Genomic DNA, 24,827 nt, shown 5'->3' on the forward strand with positions numbered 1-24,827 from the left:
CAAAGGTGACCTGAGCCGGGCGCTCGGCTCACTGAGTCCGCAATCTGTGCCATTTCGGAGCGTCTCGGGCGGCATGCCCACGCAGAGCGGTGGGCGCGATCGGTGTCGAGCGCAGCTCGACAGGCCCGATCAAGCAGCGACTCAGGCTGGCATAGTCCAGGGCTTGAGGTCGTACCCTTCGTTACTGATCTCAGCGCGGGCCTGCTCCAGGGCGCTGGCCAACTGCTGCTTGTCCGAGTAGGTGCTGCTCGGAATCTGCTTGCGGCCAATGCGAGTGCTGGTGCGGTCGATAACGGTCAGGCTCAGTTCGCCGTTCCCGTCCTGTGGTGCCCAGGCAACACACTGGAAGGGTTCAAAAGCGTGTCCAGCGATCAGAAGTGCATCGTTGAAGCGCAGTGGGGCGTTCATGGTCAATTCCTCAAAGTGCCCATATCAATTCAGTCACGTCGGCGGGCTTACCGTCCGGCTGGTTACTTGTGTTGATGAACGGGAGGGGCATATGAGTCACACACATTTTTGAAATTTTTTTAATTCCGTTACGGATCACAGTCGTTAAAACAGCGTTACAGCACTAATGACATTTGGTTATTGCCATTAGATGCAAACGGTACAAGGCAGTGTCAAATATTTGCTAATGTAAGGATCGGGCTCGCCAACATACTGTTTATAAAACATTTTTCATAACCTTAATTTGACGCCGGGCGCCAAGGAACCTCTATGCATGAATCGGCCCCAACGCGACGTCTGTTAATTGTTGACCCCTGTGATGATTGTCATCAATTGATCCCTGTCCTGCACGCTGCCGGATGGGCGGTGGACAGCAGTACGCTCGAGTCGGCGCTCAATCTCAGCTGCGATGTCGGTTTGATCCGCCTGATGCCTGACCATTTCGAGCATCCCGAGATGGTCAAGGAACTCATTACTCGCACCAATACCCAATGGATCGCGGTGCTGGCACCGGATGACCTGCGCCGGGAAAAGATCGGGGATTTCGTCTGCGAGTGGTTTTTCGATTTCCATACCCTGCCGTTCGATGTCGCCCGCATGCAGGTCACGCTGGGCCGGGCCTATGGCATGGCCCGGTTGCGGGCGCAGGGTGCGGCCCAGACGTCCAGCAGCGAACACGAGATGCTGGGCGAGAGCAGGCCGATTCGCGAGTTGCGGCGGCTGCTTGGCAAGCTGGCACCGACGGAGTCGCCTGTGATGATTCGTGGCGAACGCGGCACAGGCAAGGAACTGGTCGCACGCACGCTACACGCGCAGTCTCAACGACGTAACAAGCCGTTCGTGGCTGTTAATTGCGGTGCCATCGCCGAACACCTGATTCACGCCGAGCTGTTCGGCTATGAGAAAGGTGCCTTCAACGGCGCTCAGGAACGCAAGGTCGGGCGCATTGAAGCCGCAGACGGCGGCACCCTGTTTCTGGATGAAATCGGCGATCTGCCCCTCGAGACCCAGGCGCACCTGTTGCGCTTCTTACAGGATCGGCAGATCGAACGCATTGGCAGCAGTGAACCGATTCCTGTGGATGTCCGGGTGCTGGCCGCCACCCATGTGGACCTCGAGGCGGCCATACGCAAGAAGCGCTTCCGGGAGGACCTGTATTACCGGCTCAACGTACTGCAGGTCGGTACGGCTCCGCTGCGTGAACGACATGGCGATCTGGCGATGCTGGCCAATCATTTTGCTCACTTTTACAGCCAGGAAACCGGCAGGCGCGCCCGTAATTTCAGTCAGGATGCGCTGATTGCCATGGGCAAGCATGACTGGCCGGGCAATGTGCGCGAGCTGGCCAACCGGGTTCGACGCGGTCTGGTCCTGGCCGAAGGTCGGCAGATCGAGGCTGCGGATCTGGGGTTGCTGGGGGAAGAGGACATTGTCAGCAGCATGGGAACGCTGGATGACTATAAGTCCCGTGCAGAACGGCAGGCCTTGTGCGACGTGCTGACCCGCCACAGCGACAACCTCAGCGTGGCGGCCAAGGTGTTAGGGATTTCGCGCCCGACCTTCTACCGCTTGCTGCACAAGCACCAGATCCGGTGAAGTCGATAGCAATCGGCTGACGGCAGCCATGGCCTGGTCATGGCGTTGTTGCCAGCCGCCTTCGATCAATTCGTAGCGTTGCGCATGCTGATCGAGCCATTGACGGCTGGCGCTGAAAAACGCCTGACGCTCTGCCAGTTCAGGCTGACAGCGTTGTCCGTCGCCGATCCATTCGACGCCCTCGGGAGACAGCAGCAGGTGCAGGTCATAGTGCCTTTTGAGCAACTGCTGTTCGATCCACTGCGGGCAATCCCCGAACAAGGTGCGGCTCCAGAGCATGTTGCTCAGCAAATGCGTGTCGAGAATCAGCAGTGCAGGCCTTGTCGCGCGCGCAGCGTCTTCCCGGTCGAGCTGACCCTGGGCGATGGTGGAAATGTCGTCATAGACCGTGTCGCGACCCTGTTCATCGATGAAGTGACGCACGTATTCATCGACCAGAACACCGCCAAAACGCTTGTGTATAGCCGCACAGAGCCAGCTTTTGCCGCTGGACTCCGGGCCGGTCAGCACCAGAACCTTCATCGGGCCAGTGCCAGATCGTTGCGCCATTCACGCCAGCCTTGAACGGCGAGCAGGGTGAATAGCCCGTAGAGCGCTGCCGTCAGATAGAGGTCCTTGTAGACGAACAGGCCGACGAAAATCACGTCAAGCACGATCCACAGGGGCCAGCACTGCACGCGCTTTTGCGCCATCCAGACCTGCGCCACCAGGCTGAACCCGGTCAGCGCCGCATCCAGCCAGGGTTGCGCGGCATCTGTGAAGTGGGCCATGCCGGCGCCCAGTGCCAGACTGATGACGACGCCAACGGCCAGCCCCGTGGCAACCGAACCACCTCGCAGCGCCGTGACCGCACGCACCGGCAAACTGCTGCCATGGCGTGTCCATTGCAGCCAGCCGTAGACCTGCAATCCGGCGTAGATCGCCTGCAAAAGCATGTCCGAGTAAAGTTTTACGTCGTAGAAAATCCAGATGTAGATCACCACCATGACCAGGCCGATCGGCCAGCACCACGGGTTTTGCTTGACCGTCAGCCATACCGCGATCACGCCGATAGCGGCAGCAAATAGTTCAAGCCCGGACATGGCGGCTCCTTGATAGCGGGATGTGCAGGGCCGGGGATTGTAAGCGGTTCCGGGCGCAAGGGGCAGGGTCTGGTGGCAAGCTCACACCACCAGCAGGCGTTACGCCGAAAGGTCTGCTAGCATTCGGCGTTTTTGCAGCGCTTCTTCAAGCTTCGTTCAGCTTCGCAGCGGCATAGTGGCAGGCTTTTTTCATACGACAATACAAACCAGCGAACCTCGGGTATCGCTGTATGGGGGAATGATGGATCTTTGGACTGCTGCTCAGGCATTGATATTGGGTGTTGTAGAGGGACTGACGGAGTTTTTGCCGATTTCGAGCACGGGTCACCAGATCATTGTTGCGGACCTGATCGACTTCGGTGGTGACCGTGCGGCGGCGTTCAATATCATCATCCAGTTGGGCGCCATTCTGGCAGTGGTCTGGGAATTCCGGCGCAAGATTCTCGATGTGGTCGTGGGCTTGCCCAAACAGCAGCAGGCGCAGCGTTTCACCCTCAACCTGCTGATCGCGTTCATGCCAGCGGTGATTCTGGGCGTGATCTTCGCCGACCTGATCCACCATTACCTGTTCAACCCCATCACGGTGGCGACCGCTCTGGTCATCGGCGGCGTGATCATGTTGTGGGCCGAGCGCCGCGAGCATGTGGTGCACGCCGAGACCGTCGATGACATGAAATGGACCGATGCGTTGAAAGTCGGCCTGGTGCAGTGTCTGGCGATGATTCCGGGTACTTCGCGTTCCGGCTCGACCATCATTGGCGGTCTGCTGTTCGGTCTGTCGCGCAAGGCCGCCACCGAGTTTTCGTTCTTTCTGGCCATGCCGACCATGGTGGGCGCTGCGGTGTACTCGGGCTACAAGTACCGTGACATGTTTCGTCCAGACGACGTTGCGGTTTTCGCCATCGGTTTCATCACTTCATTCATTTTCGCGATGATCGCGGTGCGCGGTCTGCTCAAGTTCATCGCCACTCATAGCTATGCCGTGTTTGCCTGGTATCGCATTGCGTTCGGTCTGTTGATTCTGGCGACCTGGCAGTTCGGCTGGATCGACTGGGCGGCAGCCAAGGCATGACGTCAGCCCGCGAGGCCAGACCGCCAGCCCGGCAGCGCAAGGCACCGGTTCAGGCGCTGCGCCTCAAATTGCTGATTCTGGTGGTGTTGTGCGCACTGCCGGTTTATGGGACGACAATGCTGTGGCTCAGGCAAGGTCTGCTGATTCCGGCGATCGTGATCGCGGTGATGAGCCTGCTGTCTTTCGTGCTGTATCGACACGACAAATTGCAGGCTGGCGAAGGCGGGCAGCGCACCCCGGAAAATGTGCTGCATGCCACCGAACTGTTGGGTGGCTGGCCCGGTGCGTTGCTGGCGCAACAGGCATTTCGGCACAAGACCCGCAAGGTGTCCTTTCAGGTCGTGTTCTGGCTGATCGTGCTGGTGCATCAGGCTTTCTGGATAGACTGGCTGTTTCTGGGCCGTCGGCTTTGGCACTGGGTGCCGCTACCCTTATAGCTTCAGCGCAATCTGCTGGCGCTTGGGCAGCTTGGCCACCACCAGTTGGTGTGAGCGGGTCAGCAGGTCGCGGATCTCATCGTCGCTCAAGGCGTGAGGTTCCGGAATGCTGATCCAGTGTGCACGGGCCAGATACGGGGCAGGGCGAACGCCCGGGCGGTCCACGTAGCCCAGAAACAGATCGGGGTGAACCTTGAAGGACAGGCCCTGACCTACGAGGTCCATGACCGCGAACATTTTGTTGCCCGCGATGGAAAACACCCGTATCCCGCCCCATTTGTAGTCTTCCCGCGCGCCTGGCAAGTCCAGGCAGAAAGTCGCGATGTCTTCGGTTCGCATGGTGCGCTCCTTGCCGTGTGTGGCGACCGGTAAGGTGTTCGATAGTCGCACGGATATTTGATCAGCGGATTGTATGACGTCCCGACACTCATTAGTGTTCAGGTTTCGCTTTCTCTGGAGCTTCGAATGTCTGCCGTGCAACTCGCCGATGGCCCGCTGAATTATCTGCTCGAAGGCCCGCAGGACGCGCCAGTGCTGGTGCTCTCCAACTCGCTGGGCACCGACCTGCACATGTGGGACAACCAGATTGCAGCACTGACCGAACATTTCCGTGTGTTGCGTTACGACACCCGTGGCCATGGGCAGTCGCTGGTCAGCGAAGGCACCTACAGCATCGAACAGAATGGCCGGGATGTGCTGGCCTTGCTGGACGCGCTGAACCTGGACAAGGTGTTTTTCTGCGGGCTTTCCATGGGCGGTCTGATTGGTCAATGGCTGGCAATCAATGCTCCGAAGCGCTTGCAACGCGTTGTGCTGTGCAACACTGCAGCGAAAATCGGCAACCCCGATGTCTGGAACCCGCGTATCGAAACGGTGCTGCGCGACGGCCAGTCGGCGATGGTTGCGTTGCGTGACGCATCGATTGCCCGCTGGTTCACGTCATCTTTTGCGAACGCCGAACCTGCGACGGTCGATGCCATTGTCGGCATGCTGGCGCACACCTCGCCTCAGGGATATGCGGCCAACTGCGCGGCGGTGCGTGATGCGGATTATCGCGAACAGATCGCGTCGATCAAGCTGCCGGTGCTGGTGGTCTGCGGCACCGAAGATGCCGTCACCACGCCTGCTGACGGGCGCTTCATGCTTGAGCGCATCGCGGGGGCACAGATGATCGAGCTTCCGGCCGCTCACCTGTCCAGTGTTGAGGCTGGTGAAGCGTTTACCGGGCCGGTGCTGGCGTTTTTGACTGCGAATCGGTAAGCACTGATACTCGCGCCCTCTGAGCGTGCGAGGTGGCCGGTGTTCGATCTCAATGATCTGTTTTATTTCGTCCAGGTAGTCGAGTGCCGGGGATTTGCGCCTGCGGGGCGCAAGCTGGGTATTCCCAAGTCCAAGCTCAGCCGCCGCATTGCAGGGCTTGAAGAACGGCTGGGCGTCAGGCTGATCCAGCGCTCCACGCGCAAGTTCGCCGTGACCGAAAGCGGGCGTGATTACTACGGGCATTGTGTCGCGATGCTGGTGGAGGCCGAGGCGGCGGAAGAAGCCATTCAGCGTTCCAGATCCGAACCCCAGGGCCGAATCTCCCTGAGTTGTCCGCCTGCCATGGGTGCGATGGGCATCAATGAAACCGTTGCCCGATTCATGGCTGCGCATCCCAAGGTGCAGGTGTATATCGAGAGCACCAATCGCCGGGTCGATCCACTTTCCGAGAACATCGACATCGCCCTGCGCGTGCGCTTTCCGCCACTGGAAGACGAAGGGCTGGTGGTCAAGACGCTGGGCTACAGCGCCCAGCGACTGGTGGCTCACCCGGATCTGGCAGCGCAGATTGGCGTTGATGCCTCGTTCGAGGACCTGGCAAGCCTGCCCACGCTGGACCTGACCTCGGCCACCCCGAATCACCGCTGGTTGCTGGAAAACGGAGCGGGGCAGTATGTGGAAGTGCGTCACTCGCCACGGCTGGTCTGCTCGGACCTGGATGCCATTCTACAAGGTGCCCTGCAGGGTGTCGGCGTGGCGCAACTGCCCGAAATTCTGGTTCGAAGCGCCCTTCAACAGGGACGCCTCATTGAGCTGTTCGACGCCCATCGGCCCAAGTGCGGCGTGATCCATGCGGCGTTTGCGTCCAGGCGCGGGCTGCTTCCAGCCATCCGGGCGATGCTGGATGCGTTCGAAACCTCGTTCAAGGAACTGACTCATAACCCCGAGTCCCTCTATAGTTCTATCAGTAGAACGAATAATCACATTCAGGACGACTAATCACGCATTACGAACAGCGATAGGATGCTCCCCACTTGATCGCACAATGACGATATGACTCGGGAAGCCCTTATGAACATTCTGCACATCGATTCCAGCATTCTTGGTGACCACTCCGCTTCGCGCCAGCTCAGCCGCAGCGTAGTCGAGGCCTACAAGGCCGCACACACTGACAGCGCCGTGACTTATCGCGATCTGGCCAGCGAAGCGCTGAGCCACTTCTCGCCAGCAACCCTCGCCGCCGCAGGTACACCGGTCGAAGGCCGTGACGCTGCCCAGCAGCAGGAAGTCGCAACCAACGAAGCCACCTTGCAGCAGTTTCTGGATTCTGACGTAGTCGTCATCGGTGCGCCGATGTACAACTTTACCATTCCGACTCAGTTGAAGGCCTGGATCGATCGCATCGCGGTAGCGGGCAGAACCTTCCGTTACACCGAAGCTGGCCCTGAAGGCCTGTGCGGCGACAAGAAGGTCATCATTGTTTCGACTTCCGGCGGCATACACGCCGGGCAGCCGAGCAGCGTGGGTCACGAGGATTACCTCAAGCTGATGTTCGCGTTCATCGGCGTGACCGACCTGCAATTCGTTCGCGCTGAAGGCCTTGCGTACGGTGAAGAGCCTCGCGCCAACGCGCTGACTGCCGCGCAGCAGCACATCGAGCAGAAGCTGTTCGCCGCCTGACAGCGTCCTGTTCCGAACAAACTCCACAGCCCGCGCATTGCGCAGGGCTCTGGAGTTTTTTAATGCCCGCCGTTCAGTGAACAATTGACAGCTTTCTTACAGGTAACGCGACGTACGCGGCAGTACACTGCTTGCCTGAACGCTGCATCGGGCCGATTTTTGCGCAGTGGTTGGCAGTTGCAAAAAACAGCGAAGATAGATGGCCCGGCTTATGCACTATTTCTGCAATAGGCACTCTCATTTTCTGTGAGAGCGGGGCGCTGGAGCATGAAGCTCGACACAAGCGCATGAATGGACTGTCCGGCACCTGCCGGGACTTACAAAGGTTGGGCCTTGCCATGGTACGTCTTTGTGCAGTGATGCTGGTTTGTTTGCTGGATAGCCTGATTTCGGTGCACGTTCAGGCTGACGACTTCGTCACCGATAACGTGCTGGCAGACAGCGAATGGAGCGCGGGCTTTCACGAGCTGAGTTTTATCGATCCGCTGGATTCCCAGCCGATGCAGGCTATCGCCTTCTATCCGTCTACCGATCCTGAACAGGTCAGTAACGTGCAAGGTTATCGAGTGGAGGCCGGTGAAGACGCAGCCATCGCTCTGGGGCGGTTCCCGCTGCTCATGCTGTCTCATGGCAATACCGGAACGCCCCTCGCGCTGCACGATCTGGCGACCTCGCTGGCTCGTCAGGGCTTCGTTGTCGTGGCGGTTGTCCATCCCGGCGACAACTACCGAGACCACAGCCGTCTCGGCAGCCTGAGCAATCTTTACGGCAGACCTCTGCAGATTTCAGAGGCCATCAGCGCCGCGCTGACGGACCCCATGCTTGCGCCTTATCTCAGTGCACGTCAGGTGGGTGTGATCGGTTATTCGGCTGGTGGTGAAACCGCACTCATCCTGGCAGGCGCGCAGCCGGACCTGAAACGCCTGCAACAATACTGCACCGAACGACCTACAGACCGCGACGCCTGCAAGACTCAGGGCCAACTGGTGGCAGACCGTGAAGACCTGCATCCGCAGGCTGATCGAAGGGTAGGTGCATTGATGTTGATGGCACCGCTCAGTCTGATGTTTGGCAGGCAGACGCTGGGCGATGTGCACGTTCCGGTGCTGATGTATGCAGGGGACGATGACCAGTTGTTGGCGCTGGACAAGAACGCTGAGGCGCTGGCGCGCAAGTTGCCGCAGGCGCCGGATTACAAGCTGCTGGCCGGGGCAGGGCACTTCGTGTTCATGGCACCCTGCACCGACGACCAGCGGGCAACCATGCCCATGGTCTGCAACGATCGCGAAGGCGTTGACCGGGCAGACATCCACCGCACCCTGAGCGCCGAAGCGGTCAGGTTCTTCACTAGCACGCTGGGCGCGTCAGATTCAGACAATTCCGGGATGCAGACGGCGAATCACCAATAGGTTTCGTTTTGCTCAACGCAAGACAGAGATGCGTCAGGGATTCAACGACCGCAGGTAATCCCCGAATCCGCCTCGCGCCTTGGAGTCCAGTCGGGTGCTGGTCGTAACCCGCGGGCGGCAGCTCCAGGCGATGCGTGCACCGCACAGTTCCAGTTGGCGAACCAGATGCACGTCTTCGTGGCACGCCAGTGCGGGGAATCCACCTGCACGCAGGTAGGCCATCGAACTGACGCCGAGGTTGGCGCCGTGGATGTGGCGATGCCCGTCGCGGTGTTGGTAATGCGCGTTGTAAGCGGTCTGTGCCGCAACAGAAACTCCCTGATCCCAAGAGCCGGGCGTCACTGTGCCACAGACCGCGTCGGCATCCAGCGCCAGCTGTTCGGCGAGCCAGTCGCAGGCCACGCTGCTGTCGCCATCGGTGCAGGCCAGCCAGCGGGCACCTCTGTCGAGCAGAAAGGCGGCACCCTGCGCGCGGGCCTGGCCGACGTTGCGCGCCTGGATGTCGAGGGTCATGACGCCATAGAAACGGGCGATCTCTGCCGATTGATCAGTGCAGCTGTCGAGCACTACCAACACCTCGACCTGTTCGCAGTTCAGACTCGGGTGCGCCGCAGCCATCAGGACCGTTTCCAGGCACTGGTCCAGCAACCGCTCTTCGTTATGTACCGGAATCAGAACGCCGATCATCCGCAAATTCCCTTCTTGCTACAGATATGTCATCGCGACTCCAGAGATCCAGCAGGAAATCCTGTTCGTGATGACTGAAAAGTCGGTGCATGGAGAGCCGCTCGTTCAACACGTCGTGGACGCGCTGTGCGTTCAATGGACAATCGTCGATGTCAGGCCGCCAGTGGCAGGCGAGGATCTGGCCGTCCGGCGTGAGCGCTTCCAGCGCGCAGTCGATCCAGCGGTGCAAGTCTTCCAGGTCCAGGTAATACCCCAGTTCGCTGAGCACAATCAGGTCGAACCGGCCTTCCGGCCATTGCTGCGGCAGGCGCGCCTGCACCACGCGAGCGTGGGGAGCGTCGATCAGTCGCCCGCGAGCCAGCTCGACGGCGCGCTGCGAGGTATCACAGCACAACAGCGCATCGCAGCGTGTGGCCAGTCCGGCGCTGAGTTCGCCATTGGCACAACCGGGTTCAAAGACAGCGGCGTAGTGTTCGTTGGGTAGCGCAGCCAGGCACAGCGCCCGCTTGCGTCGCTCGTACCAGCGTTGCTTGAACGCCCACGGATCGCTGTCGTTGCGAAAAAGCTCGTCGAAATAGCTGTCGGCCACGCTCATGTGAAAACCACTTCAAAAGGTTGCAGCAAACGCTCCAATACGCTGTTCGGCAATACCGGCAACAAACCGATGCCGGGGTCGCCCTGCAACTGGCTGGCAAAGGCATGGGCAGCGTCACGCTTGCGAGCGATGGTTTGCGGGTCCAGCAGCACCTTGCGCGCCCGATCCCACGGCAGACGTTCGTCTTCCGGGTCGGCCCAATGCCAGGCCCAGATCGGGATTTCATGCAGCTGCGCGCCAGTGCTCGCACAGGCACGTGCGGCGGCTCGGCCAACCGCCTCATGATCCCCGTGACCGTCTTTCGACCATGTGGCAAACACCACATCGGTCGGGCAAAGGTGCTGTTCGAGAAGCGCCACCAGACGGTCCTCATCGCTGACGACGTCGCCGTCCTGAAACCCGCCACGAATCCACTCCAGTCGGTCCTGTGGGATCTCCAGACGCTCGAGCGCCTCGGCGCTTTCCTGTGGCCGGATCGCGCTCAAACGCTGCACGGGCCATAACGGCGAGCCAGGGTGACTCGCGGTGCCGTCAGTCACCGAAATCAGCAGCAGCGTGCGCTCCAGTTGCGCCAGCTGCCGCATCAGGCCGCCGCAGCCCAGCACTTCATCGTCAGGGTGGGGCGCAATGATGACCGCCCTGCAGTTGGGCGGCACCAGCAGGTCAGCCGTGATTGCCGCCAGCGCACCCAGTTTCTTCGAGGCGTTCCAGGCTTCCAGCGGCGTGCCGCGACCCGAACCGTCCTCACTGACAACAAAACCTTCACTCATGATCGACGGCCTGTTTGAGCAGCGACCAGGTACTGGCAGCCGCGAGATGAGTACGCACCTGTTCGCCAAGCGCGGCGAGGTCCCGTTCGGCATGGCTCTGGCGCAGGAACACCGGAAGATCAGCGCTCAGGCGAGCAAAGTGCGCATCCTTGCAGTAAGGGCCTGCACCCAATGCACGACCTGCGTGCTGAATGACCTGCTCGGCGCACTGTTCGACGACTGCGCGACAGCGCCTGGCAAGTAACTGAGCGTCGCCAAGCGGCGTGCTATCGATCTCGACAGCCGCTGCCTGTAACACGCTGGATGCACCATGAAGCGCTGTATCCACTGCGCCCAGATGCGCCAGCGCATGGGGATCGTCGCGCTTGCCCGGCTGTTGCAGCAATCGTTGTGCGATGGACCGAGAGGCGCCATACCAGCAGGCCGCGATACCAATGCCGCCTTGCCAGAAGCCTGCTCTGTTCAGGTAGTCGCCGGGAGTGCCGACCAGATATCCGGTGGCCTGTTCGAACAGCACGTCGACACTGCCGGTCGCGGCCATGCCGACGGCGCGCCAACCGTCGGTGCCGATTGTCACGCCCGGCTGGTCCAGCGGCACTGCCACCAGTTGCTGACGCTGATGGTCGTCCCATACGGTGATCAGGGCATGGCTGAGCGCCGAGGCGCCCGAGCACCAAGCCTTGCGTCCATTGAGTCTCAGCGAATCGTCTTCGCCGCTGAGAAGTACCCGGGCTTGCGGCGGCTCGGCCGCCCACATTCCCCAGGTACTGAAGTGTTCAGGGGGCGGGGCACCCAGTTCCGCCATGATTGCCATTGCGTCCGTGTGCCCCTCGTACAACTTGCATAACCCCAGATCATGGCCTGCAACGCAGGCCAGTGCCTGCCAGCGCTCAAGCGTCTGGCCGCTGGCAGGCAGGGGGATCCGGTCGAGCCCTTCGTTGACCATTGCCTGCAAGCACTCGCCCAGCGCACGCGTATCGGCATAGCCGTGCCTGCGCCAGTCGAGAAACTCACTCAAGGCTTGGGTCATTGCTGATCTTCACGCTTGAGTTCGAACAGCAGCAGCGAGCGAGGGGTAACGGTGTATTCAGTGCCGAAACTGAATTGCTCTTTGCTGCGTGCGTCGTCCTGATTGGTATCGATCAGGCAGGTGTAGTGCGTGCCTTCCGGTACTTCCGGCAGGGTGAAGTTGACGCCATCATGGTGCGCGTTGACCACCAGCAACAGCGTGGCATCTGCGCCCGGACGGCGAATACCGGTTTCCTGTGCGCGGCCATCCATCAACATGCCCAGGCAACGGCCATTGCTGTCGTGCCATTGATCGACGGTCATTTCGTTGCCGTCCGGCGAAAGCCAGGTCACGTCCTTGACGCCGATTTCCTCGTTGTAATCGCCCACCAGGAAGCGGCTACGACGCAGGATCGGGTAGCTCTGACGCAGTTTGATCACGCGGGTGACGAACTTGAGCAGTGCTTCGCCGTCGCCATCCAGATCCCAGTTCACCCAGCCAATTTCGCTGTCCTGGCAGTAGGCGTTGTTGTTGCCGTGCTGGGTACGGGCAAACTCGTCACCGGCGACAATCATCGGCGTGCCCTGAGCAAGCAGCAGCGTGGCGAAGAAGTTGCGCATCTGACGCAGACGCAGCGCGTTGATTTCCGGGTCTTCGGTCGGACCTTCGACGCCATGGTTCCAGGACAGGTTGTTGTTGCTGCCGTCCTGGTTGTTTTCGTCGTTGGCCTCGTTGTGCTTGTCGTTGTACGACACGAGGTCGTGCAACGTGAAGCCGTCATGCGCGGTGATGAAGTTCACCGACGCCTGAGGGCGACGACCGCGCTGGTTGAACATGTTCCCGGAGGCTGTCATGCGTGCAGCGAAGTCGGCCAGTTGGCCTTCATCGCCTTTCCAGAAGGCGCGAACGGTGTCGCGGAACTTGTCGTTCCATTCCATCCAGCCCGGCGGGAAGCCGCCGACCTGATAACCGCCGGGGCCACAGTCCCATGGCTCGGCAATCAGCTTGACCTGACGCAGGACCGGATCCTGACGGCAGGCAACCAGGAAACTGTGACGCTCGTCGAAGCCATCGTGGTAGCGACCCAGAATGGTTGCCAGGTCGAAGCGGAAGCCGTCGACATGCATTTCCGAAGCCCAGTAGCGCAGGGAGTCGGTGACCATCTGCAGGACGCACGGGTGGCTCAGGTCCAGCGTGTTGCCGGTGCCGGAATCGTTGATGTAGTAGCGCTTGTCATCCGGCATCAGGCGATAGTACGACGCGTTGTCGATACCGCGCATGGACAGGGTAGGGCCCAGCTCGTTGCCCTCGGCGGTGTGGTTGTAGACCACATCCAGAATCACTTCGAGCCCGGCATGGTGCATGTGCGCAACCATTTCCTTGAACTCGGCGATCTTGCCGTGTGCCAGGTAACGTGGATCAGGGGCGAAGAACGCGATGCTGTTATAGCCCCAGTAGTTGGTCATGCCCTTTTGCAGCAAGTGCTGGTCATTGACGAACGCATGGATCGGCAGCAGCTCGACCGACGTCACGCCCAGTTTGCGGATGTGATCGACCACGTCGGCTGATCCCAGGCCCGCGAACGTACCGCGCAGCTCTTCCGGGACCGATGGATGACGCATGGTGAAACCGCGCACGTGGGTCTCGTAGACGATGGTCTTGTCCCACGGGATGCCGACGCGCTGGTCACGGCCCCAGGTGTACGCCGGGTCGATGACTTTGCTCTTGGGCACGAAAGGCGCGCTGTCACGCTCGTCGAAGCTCAGGTCGCCGTCGGGGTGGCCGATGGTATAGCCGAACAGGGCTTCCGACCATTTCAGCTCGCCGACCAGTTGCTTGGCGTACGGGTCGATCAGCAGCTTGTTGTGGTTGAAACGGTGGCCATTCTGCGGGTCGTACGGTCCGTATACACGGTAGCCGTAAATCAGGCCCGGGTGAGCATCCGGCAGGTAGCCATGGTAGATCTCGTCGGTGTATTCCGGAAGCTCGATGCGTTCCAGTTCCACTTCGCCCGAGGCGTCGAACAGGCACAGCTCAACCTTGGTGGCGTTGGCCGAGAAGATCGCGAAGTTGACGCCCAGGCCATCCCAGCTGGCACCGAGCGGGAAGGGAAGTCCTTCACGGATACGTGACGGGGTACTGGCAGGGTTTTCTGGTGTGGCCGAACTGTCATCTGCCGCTGTTGTGGACTTCGTATTCATGGTGCCTTCCTGACGTCGAATGATTTTCTAAGCGGCCGAAACCGTTATCGAAGCCGAGCGGGCTTCAACACTGAAGTTAAAGTTTGGAGTTACCGCAGGCCTCACCGGGAACCGGATGAAGCCTGCGACAATGGACTTGTGTGAAGACAGAAGAGTTTCAAGTATTCGATGGCTTGCGTGGTTTCTTCGGTGCAGGCTTGGCTGGTGCGTCACCCGAAGCGGCCACAGGAGCCGGTTTAGGCTTGGCCGGGGCTTTTGGCTTGGGAGCCGCTGCCGGCTTGGACGCTGCGGGTTTGGCAGCAGGCTTGGCATCGGGTACTGCCTTGGCTACCGGCTTGGCCGGGCCTTTGGCGGGTGCCTTGGCGCTGTCGACTTCCGGCAGTTTGGGCTTGTTGGATTTGCGCGCAGTGCTCTTGTCCGGAGCCAGGGCCTCTGCTTCCGCCAGCTTGCGCGCCATTTCCCAATGGCGTGCATCGTGGCCGGAAGGCTTACCTTCGGACTCCCAGATCTGATAGGCAAATTCACGGATTCTTTTTTCGTCGGCACTCATCTCGACACTCCCAGGTATTACATAGTTTGAATAAGCAAATTGACGGAAAATTCTTCTAGCGCTGCGCTGAGCGGTATTTCCCCATCACTCATCACGACGACGTCGGAAAAGAGGCCTTTCCACTGCTGATCTGAATCTGCAAACGGCACGCTGATACGTGTGTCGCCCCATTGAGCAGGATTAATGAATGGAGCCTGCGCAGTGCCCAATAGTTCACTGCTTATGCGCGGCACCACCACGATTGCACGCTCGTTCGCCGTTACCCGCGCGAACGCCAGTACCCTTTCGGCATGACTGCCTTTCACTTCCAGAGGAAGGTATTCCCCCTCGCTGAACAGCGTCGGATGCGCGGAACGCACGTTGAGCGCCGCTGCAATCAGCGCCTGTTTGATCCGGCCGTCATGCCAGTGAGTCAACAGCTCGGGTGCGCTGACATTCTCTGTCAGAGCCTGTTGCCGAGCAGCGTAGTCCACAGGCCTGCGGTTGTCCGGGTCGACAAGACTGAAATCCCAGAACTCGGTGCCCTGATACAGATCAGGCACACCGGGCACCGTCAAGCGTAGCAAGGTTTGCGCCAGACTATTGAGCGCACCGGCAGTGGCAATGCGATTGGCGGTGGCACTCAGGGACTGGCGCAGCGCGAGGGCTTCAGGGGCCAGCAGGATGCGTTGCAGAAACTCTCGGCACGCCGTTTCATAAGGCTGGTTCGGCGCGCTCCAGCTGCTTTGCAGCTTGGCTTCACGCAGGGCCTTTTCCTGCCATTGCACCATGCGCTTTGCATAGTCTTCGTGAGCGTGCTCGCCTTCCAGATCCAGCGGCCAGCTGCCCAGCAACGCCTGATAGAGCATTAGCTCATCACCCGCGCTGATCACAGGCTCTTCACCTTTGAGCGGCATTGCCAGCTGGCGCCAGCGCTCTACCTGCTCGGCGTACCAGTCAGCACATTCGCTGAGTACCGCCAGACGTGTACGGGTGTCTTCGCCGCGCTTGTGATCATGGGTCGCAGTGGCCAGCAGATTGTCCGGGAATGTCTCGATGCGCTGGATGCATGCCTTGTGAAACTCTTCAACCGGCGCACTGAAATGTTGCGGATGGAAGCCTACATCGTTGCGCGACAGCAGTACGGCAGAACGATAGAACGAGGTGTCTTCCACCGATTTTGCCGCCACAGGGGAGGTCAACTGCTGGAAGCGCACGCACGCGTCCTTGTACAGCTTGCGCAGGTGGCCACGCGGCAGCTTTCTCCACGGCTCGCCGCCCAGCCAGCGCGCGAGATAATCCAGCACAGGCCAGTCACCTTCGTTGAGGCTTGAGCGTGCACCTTCCATGGCCTGCTGGAAGAATCGCTCGTCTTCTGCCGAACGCCCGCAGACGGTGATGTAGGTGCGGTACACCGGGAAGTTCACGATCAGAGCCAGCAGTGCGCGGCGAATCGCCCCCAGCGTCAGGTCACGGCTCATCAGGTCGCTGCGCGCCACCTGCAGCAGCGACTGCGCAACGTTTTCGAAATCACCCGCCAGCGTGCCATGCAGCACCAGATCACGCGCCACCAGCACTTCCTCATCGAAGTTGGCAGTACGTTCACTCAGGCGGCTCCACAGCGCGCCCAACGGGGCTTCACCCTTGGGGTCGTGTTGCAGCAGCGACACCTGGTTCATGAATTCGTAGCCAGTCGTGCCGTCCACGCTCCAGTCTTCGCGCAGGGGTTCGTCAGGGCCAAGAATCTTTTCTACAAAAATCGGCAGATGATTCAGTCTGGCTTCGGCCGGTCGCTGGCTCAACAGACCCTGGACGCGACGATGTAGCTTACGTCCGTAACCGCGTGGGTTGGCCAGGCCGTCGATGTGGTCGATACGCAGGCCGTCGATGAGGCCGTCGGCGATCAGTTGGAAGATCTTGCCGTGGGTGGCCTCGAAGACATTCGGACGCTCGACACGCAAGCCGCCCAGCTCGTTGATGTCGAAGAAACGCCGCCAGTTGATGTCGTCACCGGCGGTGCGCCAGCTCGCCAGGCGATAGTACTGACGCTCCAGCAACTGGTGAAGACGATCAAAACCTTCAGGCTGACTGGAGTCGAATCGGGCAATGACCTGTTCGATGGCCTTGAGCACCTGCGGATCGTTCGCCAGTTCGGCGAGCTCTGCCTTGGCCTGACGTGCTCGTTCGTACGCTTGCGGATACTGATTCAGCGCTGCGAAACGCTCACCCAGTTCTTTCAGTTTCGGGTGGTCAGTGTGCTGTAACAGCGAGTCATAGGTTGTTGGGCAGATCGGGAAGTGGTGCTGATAATGCTCGATATGAAAGGCACCGCGCTGTGCATCGAAGCGCAGCGGAATTTCGCCTGCCTGCAGCACCGTGCCGTAATCGCTGCTCAGAAACGGCAGAAGCAGCTGACCGGCGAGCAACGGATCCGGTGAATTCCACTGGATGTCGAAGAAGTCGGCGTATGGACTGCGACGTCCCCACTCAAGCAGATCGAGCCACCACGGGTTGTCTGCACCGCCCACTGCCATGTGGTTGGAAACGATGTCCAGGATCATGCCCATCCCATGCTCACGCAGGGCCGCCACCAGACGGAGCAGGGCGGGCTCGCCGCCCAGCTCGGGATTGATGATGGTCGGATCCACCACGTCGTAGCCGTGCATGGAGCCTGCGCGCGCCTTGAGAATCGGCGACGCATAGAGGTGGCTGATGCCCAGACTGGCAAAGTACGGCACCAGTGGCACCGCATCATCCAGGGTAAAGTCTTTGTGAAACTGCAGACGTTGTGTGGCTCTCAATGGTTGTAAAGGGCGATTCATTGGTCACGCTCCGCAGCTTGCAGCCGGGATTGGGACAGCAATTCCAGTCGTCGAGCAGCATCTTCAGTATCAAGGAGTGAGGCGGCATCGCCGGGTAGGCGTCTGCGCCAGTTAGGGTGGCTGTCGATGGTGCCGGGCAGGTTGGCCTGCTCCTGAACGCCCAGCGCGTCTTCTATGGGCAGCAGCACCAGCGGCGCACGGGTGTGGCCCAGGTAGCGGATGCTGGCATCGATAATCTGCACCGGGTCTTCAGTGTGTTCATCGAAGCCGTCATTGCTCTGGCTCAAGGCCCGACGCAACGCGTTGTACTCACGCGCACGCTCTTCACGCCAGTGCTGTTCGCTTTGCGCGTCCACATGCCCCAGTCGCGCGTTCCATTCGATGTCCAGTTCGCTGAGCCAGCCGGCCAGCGTCGGCAGGTCGTGGGTACTGGTGGTTGCCAGTGCCTCATCGGACCAATCCAGAATCGGCTTGAAGGAACCGTTGTTCTGTTCGAACAACAGCACGCGCATGCCCAGCATCTCGCGGGCGCTGAGTTTTTCGCTAAGGCCCTCAGGCACCGTGCCGAGGTCTTCGCCGAGCACGATCGCCTCATGACGCAGCGACTCCAGGCTCAGCAGACGCAGCATGTCGTCCAGCGGAAAATTCAGGTAAGCGCCTTCGCTGGGTGGCGAGCCTAGCGGTATCACCCAGAGGCGTTGCAGGCCCATCACATGGTCGATGCGCAGACCGCCCGCATGGGCAAAATTGGCGCGCAGCATTTCAATGAAAGCGCGGAAACCATTGCGCTTCAGGCCGTCGGGAGAAAACGCCGAGATGCCCCAGCTTTGGCCGGCGCGATTCAGGATGTCAGGCGGCGCGCCAACCGTGAGGGCCGACAACAGTTCGTCCTGACGGCTCCAGGCCTGGCTGCCGCCGCCATCGGCACCGACGGCCAGATCGGCGATCAGGCCGACGCGCATGCCACTGCTGCGTGCAGCGACCTGGGCACGCTCAAGACCGCGAGCAATGAGCCACTGGGTAAAGGCATGAAAACTGATCTGCGGGCCATGTTCAGCTGCGAATGCCGACACTGCCGGGTTGCGGGGATCTTTCAGCTCATCGGGCCACTCGTGCCAGTTGTCACTGATGCCCATGCCCGGACATTCGGCGCGCAAGGCTTCGAATCGGCAATGGTTTTCCAGCGCTTCACCACCACTGTGGCGGAAGCTGTTGAAGTCTTCGTGCAGAGGGTGCGAACCGGCGCTGAATGCTTCGTACAAGGCGTGCAACGCTTTCCACTTGGCGGCAGCAGCGGCGGGCCAGTCGATCAGCGGCAGGGCCTCAAGGCGTTTCAGCTCATCGGCAACGCCGGCGTCTTCGATTGCCTGACGCCAGGCCCGTTCGCCCAGAATGGCGCCCGGCGAGGCGTAAAGGCTGTTGAGAAACAGTCGGCTGGAAGGCGAGTAAGGGCTGTAGCGATGCGGATCGCTGGCGAACATGGCATGAATCGGACTGATCGCCAGCGCATCGGCGCCTCGTTCGCCCGCTGAGCGGACCAGTGATTCCAGTGCCTGTGTATCACCGAAACCGCCATCACCTTCGCGCCGCAATCCGTACAGCTGGGCCGTGAGGCCCCATGCACGAGGCTTGCGTGTGTCGGTGGCCATGGACATGCTGAAACAGGTCTTGGGCGCGACGGCGATGGTCAGGTGTTGCCCCTCGATGTCCAGTTGCTGATAACCCGGCGGCGCGAGGGCGGGCAGCTCGGCGTTGGCAGTCAGTCTGGCGTCCAGTGATGAGCCGTCTTCCAGATGCAGGGTAAAGGGCGTCTCGGGCTTGAACCAGGCGGACAGGTCCAGCTTGCAGTCTTGATCGACAGTCAAAAGCGGCGGTGCGCCGGCGCCCTCGCGGGCAGCCTGCAAGCGCTGCAGGCTGGCATCGATGGCTTCGCTGCCATCGGCCGGATAGCCCAGCGCTTCGAGAACCTTGCGCAACACATCGTGGCTGACAGTCTGTGGACGAGCGTTGGCATCGACCCAGTGCACCGACAGGCCTGCTTCGGTGGCAAGCCTTTCCAATTGCTCATTGCTCATCCTGTTCCTCCAGAACATCACGGCCTGTCAGGCTGACAATCGCCGTGTAAGGATTGAGGATGCCTTGATGTGAAAGTTCGGACGATTTTGGCTGCGTGGAGAAAATCACTCTCGCACCTTTCTGTTGCGAAGCGTTGACAGCTTCCCCGCTCAGGTTCAGGTCGATGCGCAGCACACTGCCGTCGCCCATGCGCCAGGAGGCGCTGACGGCATGATCCGCCAGAATCCTGGTGCCTATCGCGGTGGCACCGGGCAGGCGTGGAATGATTTCTTCCTTACGCAAGGCCAGCAATTGTTTATAGAGCGCCAGCCAGTTGCGATGATCCAGTCCTGCGTCCGTTTCCAGGTCCAGCGCTGCAAAAGCTGGGCGCGAGGCTTCGAAGGTTTTCGGATCATTGGGGTCGGGAATGTGTTCGCGACGCTCTGGATCGGCGAATGCGGCAAAATCGGCAAATTCATTGCGTCGACCTTCGCGCACCAGATCCGCCAGTTCACCATGATGACTGGTGAAGAACAGAAACGGCTCGCTGGCCGCCCATTCATCACCCATGAACATCAGCGGAATCATTGGCGACAGCAGCAACAGAGCGGTGGCCGCCCTGAGTGCAGGAGCGGGGCAGAGTTGCGGCAGGCGCTCGCCGAGCGCGCGGTTACCGATCTGGTCATGGTTCTGCAGGAACAACACAAATGCGCTGGGCGGCAGATGGCCGCTGGGCTCGCCGCGTGTGTGGCCGTGTCGGGTCTGTTCGCCCTGATACACGAAGCCCTCGCTCAACAGGCGGGCCAGCTTCTGTGTCGGCTCCTGTGCAAAATCCGAGTAGTAGGCGTCGGTTTCGCCGGTCAGCAGCACATGCAGCGTGTTATGCCCATCGTCATCCCATTGGGCGTCAAAACCCTTGTCGGCGAGCAGGCTGGCCTGGTTGAATTCGTTTTCCAGATTCAGCCACACGTGTCGACCTGGTTCGATCTGTTCACGTACACGTTCGGCGAATTCGGGCAGGAACGTTTCGTCGCGGATCGCGTGCACAGCGTCCATGCGCAGACCGTCAAAACGGTATTCGAGCAGCCACATCAGTGCGTTGTCGACGAAGTATTCACGTACTTGCGGACGTCGGAAGTCGATGGCGTCGCCCCATGGCGTGTGCAGGTCGCTGCGGAAAAATTCCTTGGCGTAACTGCCCAGATAATTGCCATCCGGCCCGAAGTGGTTGTAGACGACGTCCAGAATGACCGCCAGACCGTGCCCGTGCGCCGTGTCGATCAGGTGCTTGAGCTGCTCGGGCGTGCCGTAGGAGGACTGCGGCGCATACGGCAGCACGCCGTCGTAGCCCCAGTTGCGGTCGCCGGGAAATTGCGCCAGAGGCATCAGTTCGATGGCGGTCACACCAAGGTCGGCCAGGTGTTGCAGGTGTTTTTCAACGCCTGCATAGCCTCCCAATGCTCCAACGTGCAGTTCATAAATGACTGCTTCGTGCCAAGGGCGGCCATTCCAGTCGGTGTTTTTCCACTGGTAAGCAAGCGGGTCGACGACAACACTGTGTGAGTGAACGTCGTCAGCCTGAGCGCGGGAAGCGGGGTCGGGGACCTTGAGCTCCCCGTTGATGTTGAACTGGTACCGGGTGCCCGCCTTGCAGCGGGCCTCCAGAGCAAACCAGCCTTCAGGCTCAGAGGTCATGGCCAGTGACTGACCATCCTCCAGTTCAAGCGTGACCTCGTGGGCATCCGGTGCCCAGAGGGCAAACCGGGTGAGTTCGGGATTTACCAAAACGGCGCCGTGGCGCCAGCTGTTTTCTGTGCGCAGAGGCATCCATTGACCCCTTTTTCCTTAGTAGTGAATTGAAGCACCCGCATTTTTCTTCAACAGATCGCGATACAGTTCTGCGTAGGGCTCTACCGCTTGATGCCAGTTGAACGGGGCGGCCATGGCGCGGCAGCGCATGGCATTGAGTAACTCTGGGTGAGCGAATACCTGGAACGCGCGGTTCAGGGCTTCGGTGTAGCTTTCCACGGTCGATTCGTTGAACAGGAAACCTGTCACGCCGTCTTCGATGGTGTCTGCCAGACCGCCTGTGTTGCGGGCCACCGGCAGCGAACCGAAGCGCTGGGCGTACATCTGGCTCAGGCCGCAAGGCTCGTAACGGGAAGGCATGAGCAAGAAGTCACTGCCTGCGAACATGCGTCGGGCGTCGGTTTCGTTGAAGCCGATACGCACACCGATGCGACCCGGGAAGCGCGTTGCGAGCGCACGCATGGCGTCTTCTTCTTCAGGCTCACCGCGACCGATGATTGCAATCTGGCCGCCATTGTTGACGATGTGCTCGGCCACGCCGATCGTCAGGTCCAGGCCTTTCTGGTACACGAGGCGCGAGACGACTGCGAACAGCGGGCCGGTCGAAGCGTCGAGGTCGAACAGTTCACGGACGTAGTCGGCGTTGATCTCTTTGCGCAGCCATTCATTGGGTGCGAAGTGGCAGATCAGGTGTTCGTCGGTGGAGGCGTCCCAGCTGGCGTCGATGCCATTGGGAATACCGCTCAGCTGACCCTTCTCGGCCTTGCTCTGCAGGAAACCTTCCAGGCCGCAGCCGAATTCGGGGGTGGTGATTTCCCTGGCGTAGGTCGCGCTGACCGTCGTGATGTGGTTCGCGTACGCCATGCCTGCCTTGATAAACGACAGCTTGCCGTAGAATTCCATGCCTTCGGCCTGAAGGGCTTCGTCAGGGATGCCGAGCTCGCGGCTTGAACCGGTGCTTACAGTGCCCTGGTAGGCCAGATTGTGAATGGTGAAGATGCTGGGCGTGGTCTGGCCGCGCCATTTCATATAGGCGGGGGCCAGTCCGGCCGGCCAGTCATGGGCGTGAACCAGTTCAGGGCACCACTGCGTTTTCACTGCACCTGCTGCAAAGTCAGCTGCGGCAAGTCCGAGACGCGCAAAGCGGATGTGGTTGTCGGACCAGTCACGGCCGTGGCGATCGGCGTAAGGCGTGCCTTCACGCTCATACAGTTCAGGGCAGATCAGGACATAAATGACCAGACCGTCCTTCATGTCCATCCGCCCAACCTTGCACGCAGGCAGCCCGGCATAGCCGCCCAGCTGGCTGATGATATGAATAGGGTTGCCGCTATTGATCACTTGCGGGTAGCCGGGTATCAGCACACGGACATCGTGCAGGTGACGCATGGCTCGCGGCAAGGCAGCAGACACATCGCCCAAACCCCCGGTTTTCACCAGGTCAGCCAGTTCTGAAGTCACAAACAGGACTTTGCGTTTGTTGACCTGGGAAAGTGTGGGCTGTGAAGTCGAAGTCGGCAGTTGCAGCAGTGGAACGCTCGTCGTAGCGAAAACCGGCAGATGAGTCAGCTCGCTGGCCGGCTGATTAAAACTCTCTCCCTTCTGGGTTTTGACAGCGGCGCTAATCATCGTTTTCTCCCGTTAAAACAGTGTTGGTGCATCACATGATTTTTATTGGCCATTTCCTATGGCCGGGTACGTGCACCTGCACTACGCAAAAACAGTACCGACTTGGACTATACATAGCAGCGATGCAACGTGATGGAGGCATTGCGGGCAATAAGCCAACAGCATAGGCGCTCTATTCACCTGACCCGGCGCTTTTGGAGAAGTTTCGAGTATTTTACCGGCGGTCGTCTGGAGCAAGGCTTGGCGGCCTGTTTGCGGGCATCGCCGGTGCAATGTCTGCGCTTTTTCAGGGCGGCGTTCGACGAACTTATCGGGTGATGACCGGCCGTCGGATTGTTCGACAATCAACGGGATCCCATTCGTTTCGTGAAAAATGCCCAGGCCTTTTCTGCTTTTTCCGGCTGAATGGATGCACGCTGCCTTTTCCAGGTGCAGGCAATGGTCAATTCACGAGTACCAGAAGAAACTTCCTACATCTGTGCTGGAACATTTTGGAGCAGGGCGGGATAGAATCACGGTCCTTTGGCCTGCCATTGATTGCGCAGGCCTCATCGTAAACGCTGTATGAAGACTCATTGGTTGACGGGGATGGAAATGGAAGGCCCAGAGGTGTTGGTACTGCAGGCGAGTTACACCAATCCGGTACACGCAGCTGCGATCGGGTTCGTCTTGAACGAATATGCGCTGGATGCCATGGGTACGGGCAAGCCGTTGTCGAGCGATACGCGCCAGCAATTGGCGATCGAACTGGCCAAGCGGCCTCATGCATTCAGCGTTCTGGCATTCATCGCCGGTGAGCCTGTGGGGCTGGTGAATTGCTTCGAAGGCTTTTCCACCTTTGCCTGTCGTCCCCTGGTCAATATCCACGACGTCGCGGTCATTGCCGAGCACCGCGGTAAAGGCATCAGCCAAAAAATGCTCGCCAAGGTCGAAGAAATTGCGCGCCAGCGCGGGTGCTGCAAGCTGACGCTCGAGGTGCTGGAAGGCAACGATGTCGCGCAGGCAGCGTATCGCAAGGTCGGTTTCGACAGCTATCAGCTGAACCCGGAAATGGGCCGCGCCATGTTTTGGCAAAAAACGCTGTAATCGCGGCGACGCAGCCAGATCAGGGCTTCGCACAGCGCTCTGACGCGGTGGCAGTGTTTCTGGCGTTGCGAAATGTGTCTGGCCCGCGAAACCGAACTGGCGCAAAATGTGCGCACTGTCTGATCCGGAAAAGCTTTGGGACCGTTGATTACGGCTGCTTGCCGGCGTAGCCGGACAGGAAGAGCGGGGAGGGGATCAGGCGGGCAAGCCAGCGGATCGGGCTTGCCTCGGGGCGGTCATTGCGCAGGGGGTGAATCTTCAGAGTTGAAGAGCTGTACCGGAAGAGGTCAGCTGGGTTTGCTGAAGCATCATGCTCAGATGAGCGACCTTCTTCTGCAGTTGCTCACGTTCTTCTTTCAACGCACGCAGTTCGTCGCGGCGGATTGTCACATACAGGGTTTGTGGTGCCAGTGCTGGTAGTACAGTGCCCATTGCTCACCTCGCAAATGGTGGATTCAACCTGGAAAGGTCCGTGGCAATGACTATCAATCCCTGAGTGGCCGCTGCTAACCTCTCTATCGGCACAGATTCTGATTTCTTTTGCGTTAAATTGGAACTTTTTTATTTTTCATGGTCGCGAACGTTTATCGATCGCGACAAAATGCACTCACTGGCAGCACCGCTGTTGTCACGTCCCTCAGGGGAACCGACG

The 24,827-nt window shown here is 60.0% G+C and carries 23 protein-coding genes; 8 read left to right on the forward strand and 15 right to left on the reverse strand.

The genetic code is table 11. The annotated features are described in order from the left end of the window. Nucleotides 1-141: 141 nt before the first annotated feature. Nucleotides 142-408, reverse strand: a complete 267-nt coding sequence (locus QRN20_RS00005; RefSeq protein WP_004879734.1) for a hypothetical protein — start codon at nucleotides 406-408, stop codon at nucleotides 142-144. Between the two features lie 309 nt (nucleotides 409-717). Between QRN20_RS00005 and QRN20_RS00010 the strand changes: the two genes are divergently transcribed. After that, nucleotides 718-2,043: a sigma-54 dependent transcriptional regulator gene (locus tag QRN20_RS00010; RefSeq protein WP_025993662.1), complete on the forward strand. Its 1,326-nt coding sequence runs from the start codon at nucleotides 718-720 to the stop codon at nucleotides 2,041-2,043. On the opposite strand, the gene QRN20_RS00015 is transcribed toward QRN20_RS00010, so the two are convergent. Both QRN20_RS00015 and pnuC read right to left on the reverse strand, forming a co-directional pair. Beyond that, a complete protein-coding gene (locus QRN20_RS00015) occupies nucleotides 1,987-2,565 on the reverse strand; it encodes an AAA family ATPase (protein WP_058432678.1) in 579 nt (192 codons plus the stop codon). The two genes, QRN20_RS00010 and QRN20_RS00015, sit on opposite strands and share 57 nt — an antisense overlap. After that, nucleotides 2,562-3,125 carry a nicotinamide riboside transporter PnuC gene (gene pnuC / locus QRN20_RS00020; RefSeq protein WP_088235404.1) on the reverse strand — a complete coding sequence of 188 codons (564 nt, stop codon included), beginning with the start codon at nucleotides 3,123-3,125 and terminating at the stop codon, nucleotides 2,562-2,564. The genes QRN20_RS00015 and pnuC overlap by 4 nt, the downstream gene beginning before the upstream one ends. Before the next feature lie 241 nt (nucleotides 3,126-3,366). Between pnuC and QRN20_RS00025 the strand changes: the two genes are divergently transcribed. Next, nucleotides 3,367-4,197, forward strand: coding sequence for an undecaprenyl-diphosphate phosphatase (locus QRN20_RS00025; RefSeq protein WP_043303878.1), 831 nt, complete (start codon nucleotides 3,367-3,369; stop codon nucleotides 4,195-4,197). Further along, the gene (locus QRN20_RS00030; protein ID WP_122605875.1) at nucleotides 4,194-4,634 is read left to right on the forward strand and encodes a DUF1294 domain-containing protein; all 441 of its coding nucleotides are present in this window, start codon (nucleotides 4,194-4,196) and stop codon (nucleotides 4,632-4,634) included. Before QRN20_RS00025 ends, QRN20_RS00030 begins: the two co-directional genes overlap by 4 nt. Here QRN20_RS00030 and QRN20_RS00035 read toward each other — a convergent pair. Next, nucleotides 4,629-4,973, reverse strand: coding sequence for an MmcQ/YjbR family DNA-binding protein (locus tag QRN20_RS00035; protein WP_057408975.1), 345 nt, complete (start codon nucleotides 4,971-4,973; stop codon nucleotides 4,629-4,631). The two genes, QRN20_RS00030 and QRN20_RS00035, sit on opposite strands and share 6 nt — an antisense overlap. Nucleotides 4,974-5,099: 126 nt before the next feature. On the opposite strand from QRN20_RS00035, the gene pcaD reads away from it, so the two are divergent. From pcaD to QRN20_RS00055, 4 genes are all read left to right on the forward strand, one after another. Next, complete coding sequence (pcaD, locus tag QRN20_RS00040; RefSeq protein WP_122414560.1) at nucleotides 5,100-5,894, forward strand: 3-oxoadipate enol-lactonase; 795 nt, start codon at nucleotides 5,100-5,102, stop codon at nucleotides 5,892-5,894. A 39-nt stretch (nucleotides 5,895-5,933) separates the two neighbouring features. Continuing rightward, entirely contained in the window at nucleotides 5,934-6,893 is a 960-nt protein-coding gene (locus QRN20_RS00045) for a LysR substrate-binding domain-containing protein (protein ID WP_122491259.1), read from the forward strand. A gap of 72 nt (nucleotides 6,894-6,965) precedes the next feature. Then, nucleotides 6,966-7,574, forward strand: coding sequence for an FMN-dependent NADH-azoreductase (locus QRN20_RS00050; RefSeq protein WP_122491258.1), 609 nt, complete (start codon nucleotides 6,966-6,968; stop codon nucleotides 7,572-7,574). Nucleotides 7,575-7,912: 338 nt separating this feature from the next. After that, the gene (locus QRN20_RS00055; protein WP_096766969.1) at nucleotides 7,913-8,983 is read left to right on the forward strand and encodes an alpha/beta hydrolase family protein; all 1,071 of its coding nucleotides are present in this window, start codon (nucleotides 7,913-7,915) and stop codon (nucleotides 8,981-8,983) included. A gap of 33 nt (nucleotides 8,984-9,016) precedes the next feature. Here QRN20_RS00055 and QRN20_RS00060 read toward each other — a convergent pair whose 3' ends face one another. The 10 genes from QRN20_RS00060 to glgA form a co-directional block, all read right to left on the reverse strand. Then, nucleotides 9,017-9,670: a glycosyltransferase family 2 protein gene (locus QRN20_RS00060; protein ID WP_122605873.1), complete on the reverse strand. Its 654-nt coding sequence runs from the start codon at nucleotides 9,668-9,670 to the stop codon at nucleotides 9,017-9,019. After that, nucleotides 9,642-10,265 carry an SAM-dependent methyltransferase gene (locus QRN20_RS00065; RefSeq protein WP_122491257.1) on the reverse strand — a complete coding sequence of 208 codons (624 nt, stop codon included), beginning with the start codon at nucleotides 10,263-10,265 and terminating at the stop codon, nucleotides 9,642-9,644. The genes QRN20_RS00060 and QRN20_RS00065 overlap by 29 nt, the downstream gene beginning before the upstream one ends. Next, a complete protein-coding gene (locus QRN20_RS00070) occupies nucleotides 10,262-11,035 on the reverse strand; it encodes a PIG-L deacetylase family protein (RefSeq protein WP_122491256.1) in 774 nt (257 codons plus the stop codon). Before QRN20_RS00070 ends, QRN20_RS00065 begins: the two co-directional genes overlap by 4 nt. Further along, entirely contained in the window at nucleotides 11,028-12,065 is a 1,038-nt protein-coding gene (locus tag QRN20_RS00075; protein ID WP_122428732.1) for an acyl-CoA dehydrogenase family protein, read from the reverse strand. Before QRN20_RS00075 ends, QRN20_RS00070 begins: the two co-directional genes overlap by 8 nt. After that, complete coding sequence (gene glgX / locus QRN20_RS00080) at nucleotides 12,062-14,245, reverse strand: glycogen debranching protein GlgX (RefSeq protein WP_122436999.1); 2,184 nt, start codon at nucleotides 14,243-14,245, stop codon at nucleotides 12,062-12,064. The genes QRN20_RS00075 and glgX overlap by 4 nt, the downstream gene beginning before the upstream one ends. A gap of 157 nt (nucleotides 14,246-14,402) precedes the next feature. After that, nucleotides 14,403-14,795 carry a DUF2934 domain-containing protein gene (locus QRN20_RS00085; protein ID WP_004879703.1) on the reverse strand — a complete coding sequence of 131 codons (393 nt, stop codon included), beginning with the start codon at nucleotides 14,793-14,795 and terminating at the stop codon, nucleotides 14,403-14,405. 17 nt (nucleotides 14,796-14,812) lie between these two features. Next, complete coding sequence (locus QRN20_RS00090) at nucleotides 14,813-17,596, reverse strand: malto-oligosyltrehalose synthase (protein ID WP_122491255.1); 2,784 nt, start codon at nucleotides 17,594-17,596, stop codon at nucleotides 14,813-14,815. Continuing rightward, nucleotides 17,593-19,671: a 4-alpha-glucanotransferase gene (malQ, locus tag QRN20_RS00095; protein ID WP_004879698.1), complete on the reverse strand. Its 2,079-nt coding sequence runs from the start codon at nucleotides 19,669-19,671 to the stop codon at nucleotides 17,593-17,595. The genes QRN20_RS00090 and malQ overlap by 4 nt, the downstream gene beginning before the upstream one ends. Beyond that, nucleotides 19,661-21,478, reverse strand: a complete 1,818-nt coding sequence (gene treZ / locus QRN20_RS00100; RefSeq protein ID WP_122605869.1) for a malto-oligosyltrehalose trehalohydrolase — start codon at nucleotides 21,476-21,478, stop codon at nucleotides 19,661-19,663. The genes malQ and treZ overlap by 11 nt, the downstream gene beginning before the upstream one ends. 18 nt (nucleotides 21,479-21,496) lie before the next feature. Then, nucleotides 21,497-23,089 (reverse strand): glycogen synthase GlgA, encoded by a 1,593-nt coding sequence (gene glgA / locus QRN20_RS00105; RefSeq protein WP_004879695.1) that lies wholly within the window; start codon nucleotides 23,087-23,089, stop codon nucleotides 21,497-21,499. Nucleotides 23,090-23,683: 594 nt separating this feature from the next. On the opposite strand from glgA, the gene QRN20_RS00110 reads away from it, so the two are divergent. Next, nucleotides 23,684-24,175, forward strand: a complete 492-nt coding sequence (locus tag QRN20_RS00110; RefSeq protein WP_004879694.1) for a GNAT family N-acetyltransferase — start codon at nucleotides 23,684-23,686, stop codon at nucleotides 24,173-24,175. Nucleotides 24,176-24,433: 258 nt separating this feature from the next. On the opposite strand, the gene QRN20_RS00115 is transcribed toward QRN20_RS00110, so the two are convergent. Further along, on the reverse strand, nucleotides 24,434-24,607 hold the full coding sequence (locus tag QRN20_RS00115; RefSeq protein WP_004879692.1) for a DUF6026 family protein: 174 nt from the start codon (nucleotides 24,605-24,607) through the stop codon (nucleotides 24,434-24,436). Nucleotides 24,608-24,827: the final 220 nt, after the last annotated feature.

This window comes from Pseudomonas sp. fls2-241-TYG-175 (genome assembly GCF_030209155.1).
Classification (GTDB): Bacteria; Pseudomonadota; Gammaproteobacteria; order Pseudomonadales; family Pseudomonadaceae; genus Aquipseudomonas; species Aquipseudomonas viridiflava.

Coding starts and splice junctions, on each gene's coding strand:
- QRN20_RS00005 (WP_004879734.1), bottom strand. CDS start 408: ATGAACGCCCCACTGCGCTTCAACGATGCACTTCTGATCGCTGGACAC.
- QRN20_RS00010 (WP_025993662.1), top strand. CDS start 718: ATGCATGAATCGGCCCCAACGCGACGTCTGTTAATTGTTGACCCCTGT.
- QRN20_RS00015 (WP_058432678.1), bottom strand. CDS start 2,565: ATGAAGGTTCTGGTGCTGACCGGCCCGGAGTCCAGCGGCAAAAGCTGG.
- pnuC (WP_088235404.1), bottom strand. CDS start 3,125: ATGTCCGGGCTTGAACTATTTGCTGCCGCTATCGGCGTGATCGCGGTA.
- QRN20_RS00025 (WP_043303878.1), top strand. CDS start 3,367: ATGGATCTTTGGACTGCTGCTCAGGCATTGATATTGGGTGTTGTAGAG.
- QRN20_RS00030 (WP_122605875.1), top strand. CDS start 4,194: ATGACGTCAGCCCGCGAGGCCAGACCGCCAGCCCGGCAGCGCAAGGCA.
- QRN20_RS00035 (WP_057408975.1), bottom strand. CDS start 4,973: ATGCGAACCGAAGACATCGCGACTTTCTGCCTGGACTTGCCAGGCGCG.
- pcaD (WP_122414560.1), top strand. CDS start 5,100: ATGTCTGCCGTGCAACTCGCCGATGGCCCGCTGAATTATCTGCTCGAA.
- QRN20_RS00050 (WP_122491258.1), top strand. CDS start 6,966: ATGAACATTCTGCACATCGATTCCAGCATTCTTGGTGACCACTCCGCT.
- QRN20_RS00055 (WP_096766969.1), top strand. CDS start 7,913: ATGGTACGTCTTTGTGCAGTGATGCTGGTTTGTTTGCTGGATAGCCTG.
- QRN20_RS00060 (WP_122605873.1), bottom strand. CDS start 9,670: ATGATCGGCGTTCTGATTCCGGTACATAACGAAGAGCGGTTGCTGGAC.
- QRN20_RS00065 (WP_122491257.1), bottom strand. CDS start 10,265: ATGAGCGTGGCCGACAGCTATTTCGACGAGCTTTTTCGCAACGACAGC.
- QRN20_RS00070 (WP_122491256.1), bottom strand. CDS start 11,035: ATGAGTGAAGGTTTTGTTGTCAGTGAGGACGGTTCGGGTCGCGGCACG.
- QRN20_RS00075 (WP_122428732.1), bottom strand. CDS start 12,065: ATGACCCAAGCCTTGAGTGAGTTTCTCGACTGGCGCAGGCACGGCTAT.
- glgX (WP_122436999.1), bottom strand. CDS start 14,245: ATGAATACGAAGTCCACAACAGCGGCAGATGACAGTTCGGCCACACCA.
- QRN20_RS00085 (WP_004879703.1), bottom strand. CDS start 14,795: ATGAGTGCCGACGAAAAAAGAATCCGTGAATTTGCCTATCAGATCTGG.
- QRN20_RS00090 (WP_122491255.1), bottom strand. CDS start 17,596: ATGAATCGCCCTTTACAACCATTGAGAGCCACACAACGTCTGCAGTTT.
- malQ (WP_004879698.1), bottom strand. CDS start 19,671: ATGAGCAATGAGCAATTGGAAAGGCTTGCCACCGAAGCAGGCCTGTCG.
- treZ (WP_122605869.1), bottom strand. CDS start 21,478: ATGCCTCTGCGCACAGAAAACAGCTGGCGCCACGGCGCCGTTTTGGTA.
- glgA (WP_004879695.1), bottom strand. CDS start 23,089: ATGATTAGCGCCGCTGTCAAAACCCAGAAGGGAGAGAGTTTTAATCAG.
- QRN20_RS00110 (WP_004879694.1), top strand. CDS start 23,684: ATGGAAGGCCCAGAGGTGTTGGTACTGCAGGCGAGTTACACCAATCCG.
- QRN20_RS00115 (WP_004879692.1), bottom strand. CDS start 24,607: ATGGGCACTGTACTACCAGCACTGGCACCACAAACCCTGTATGTGACA.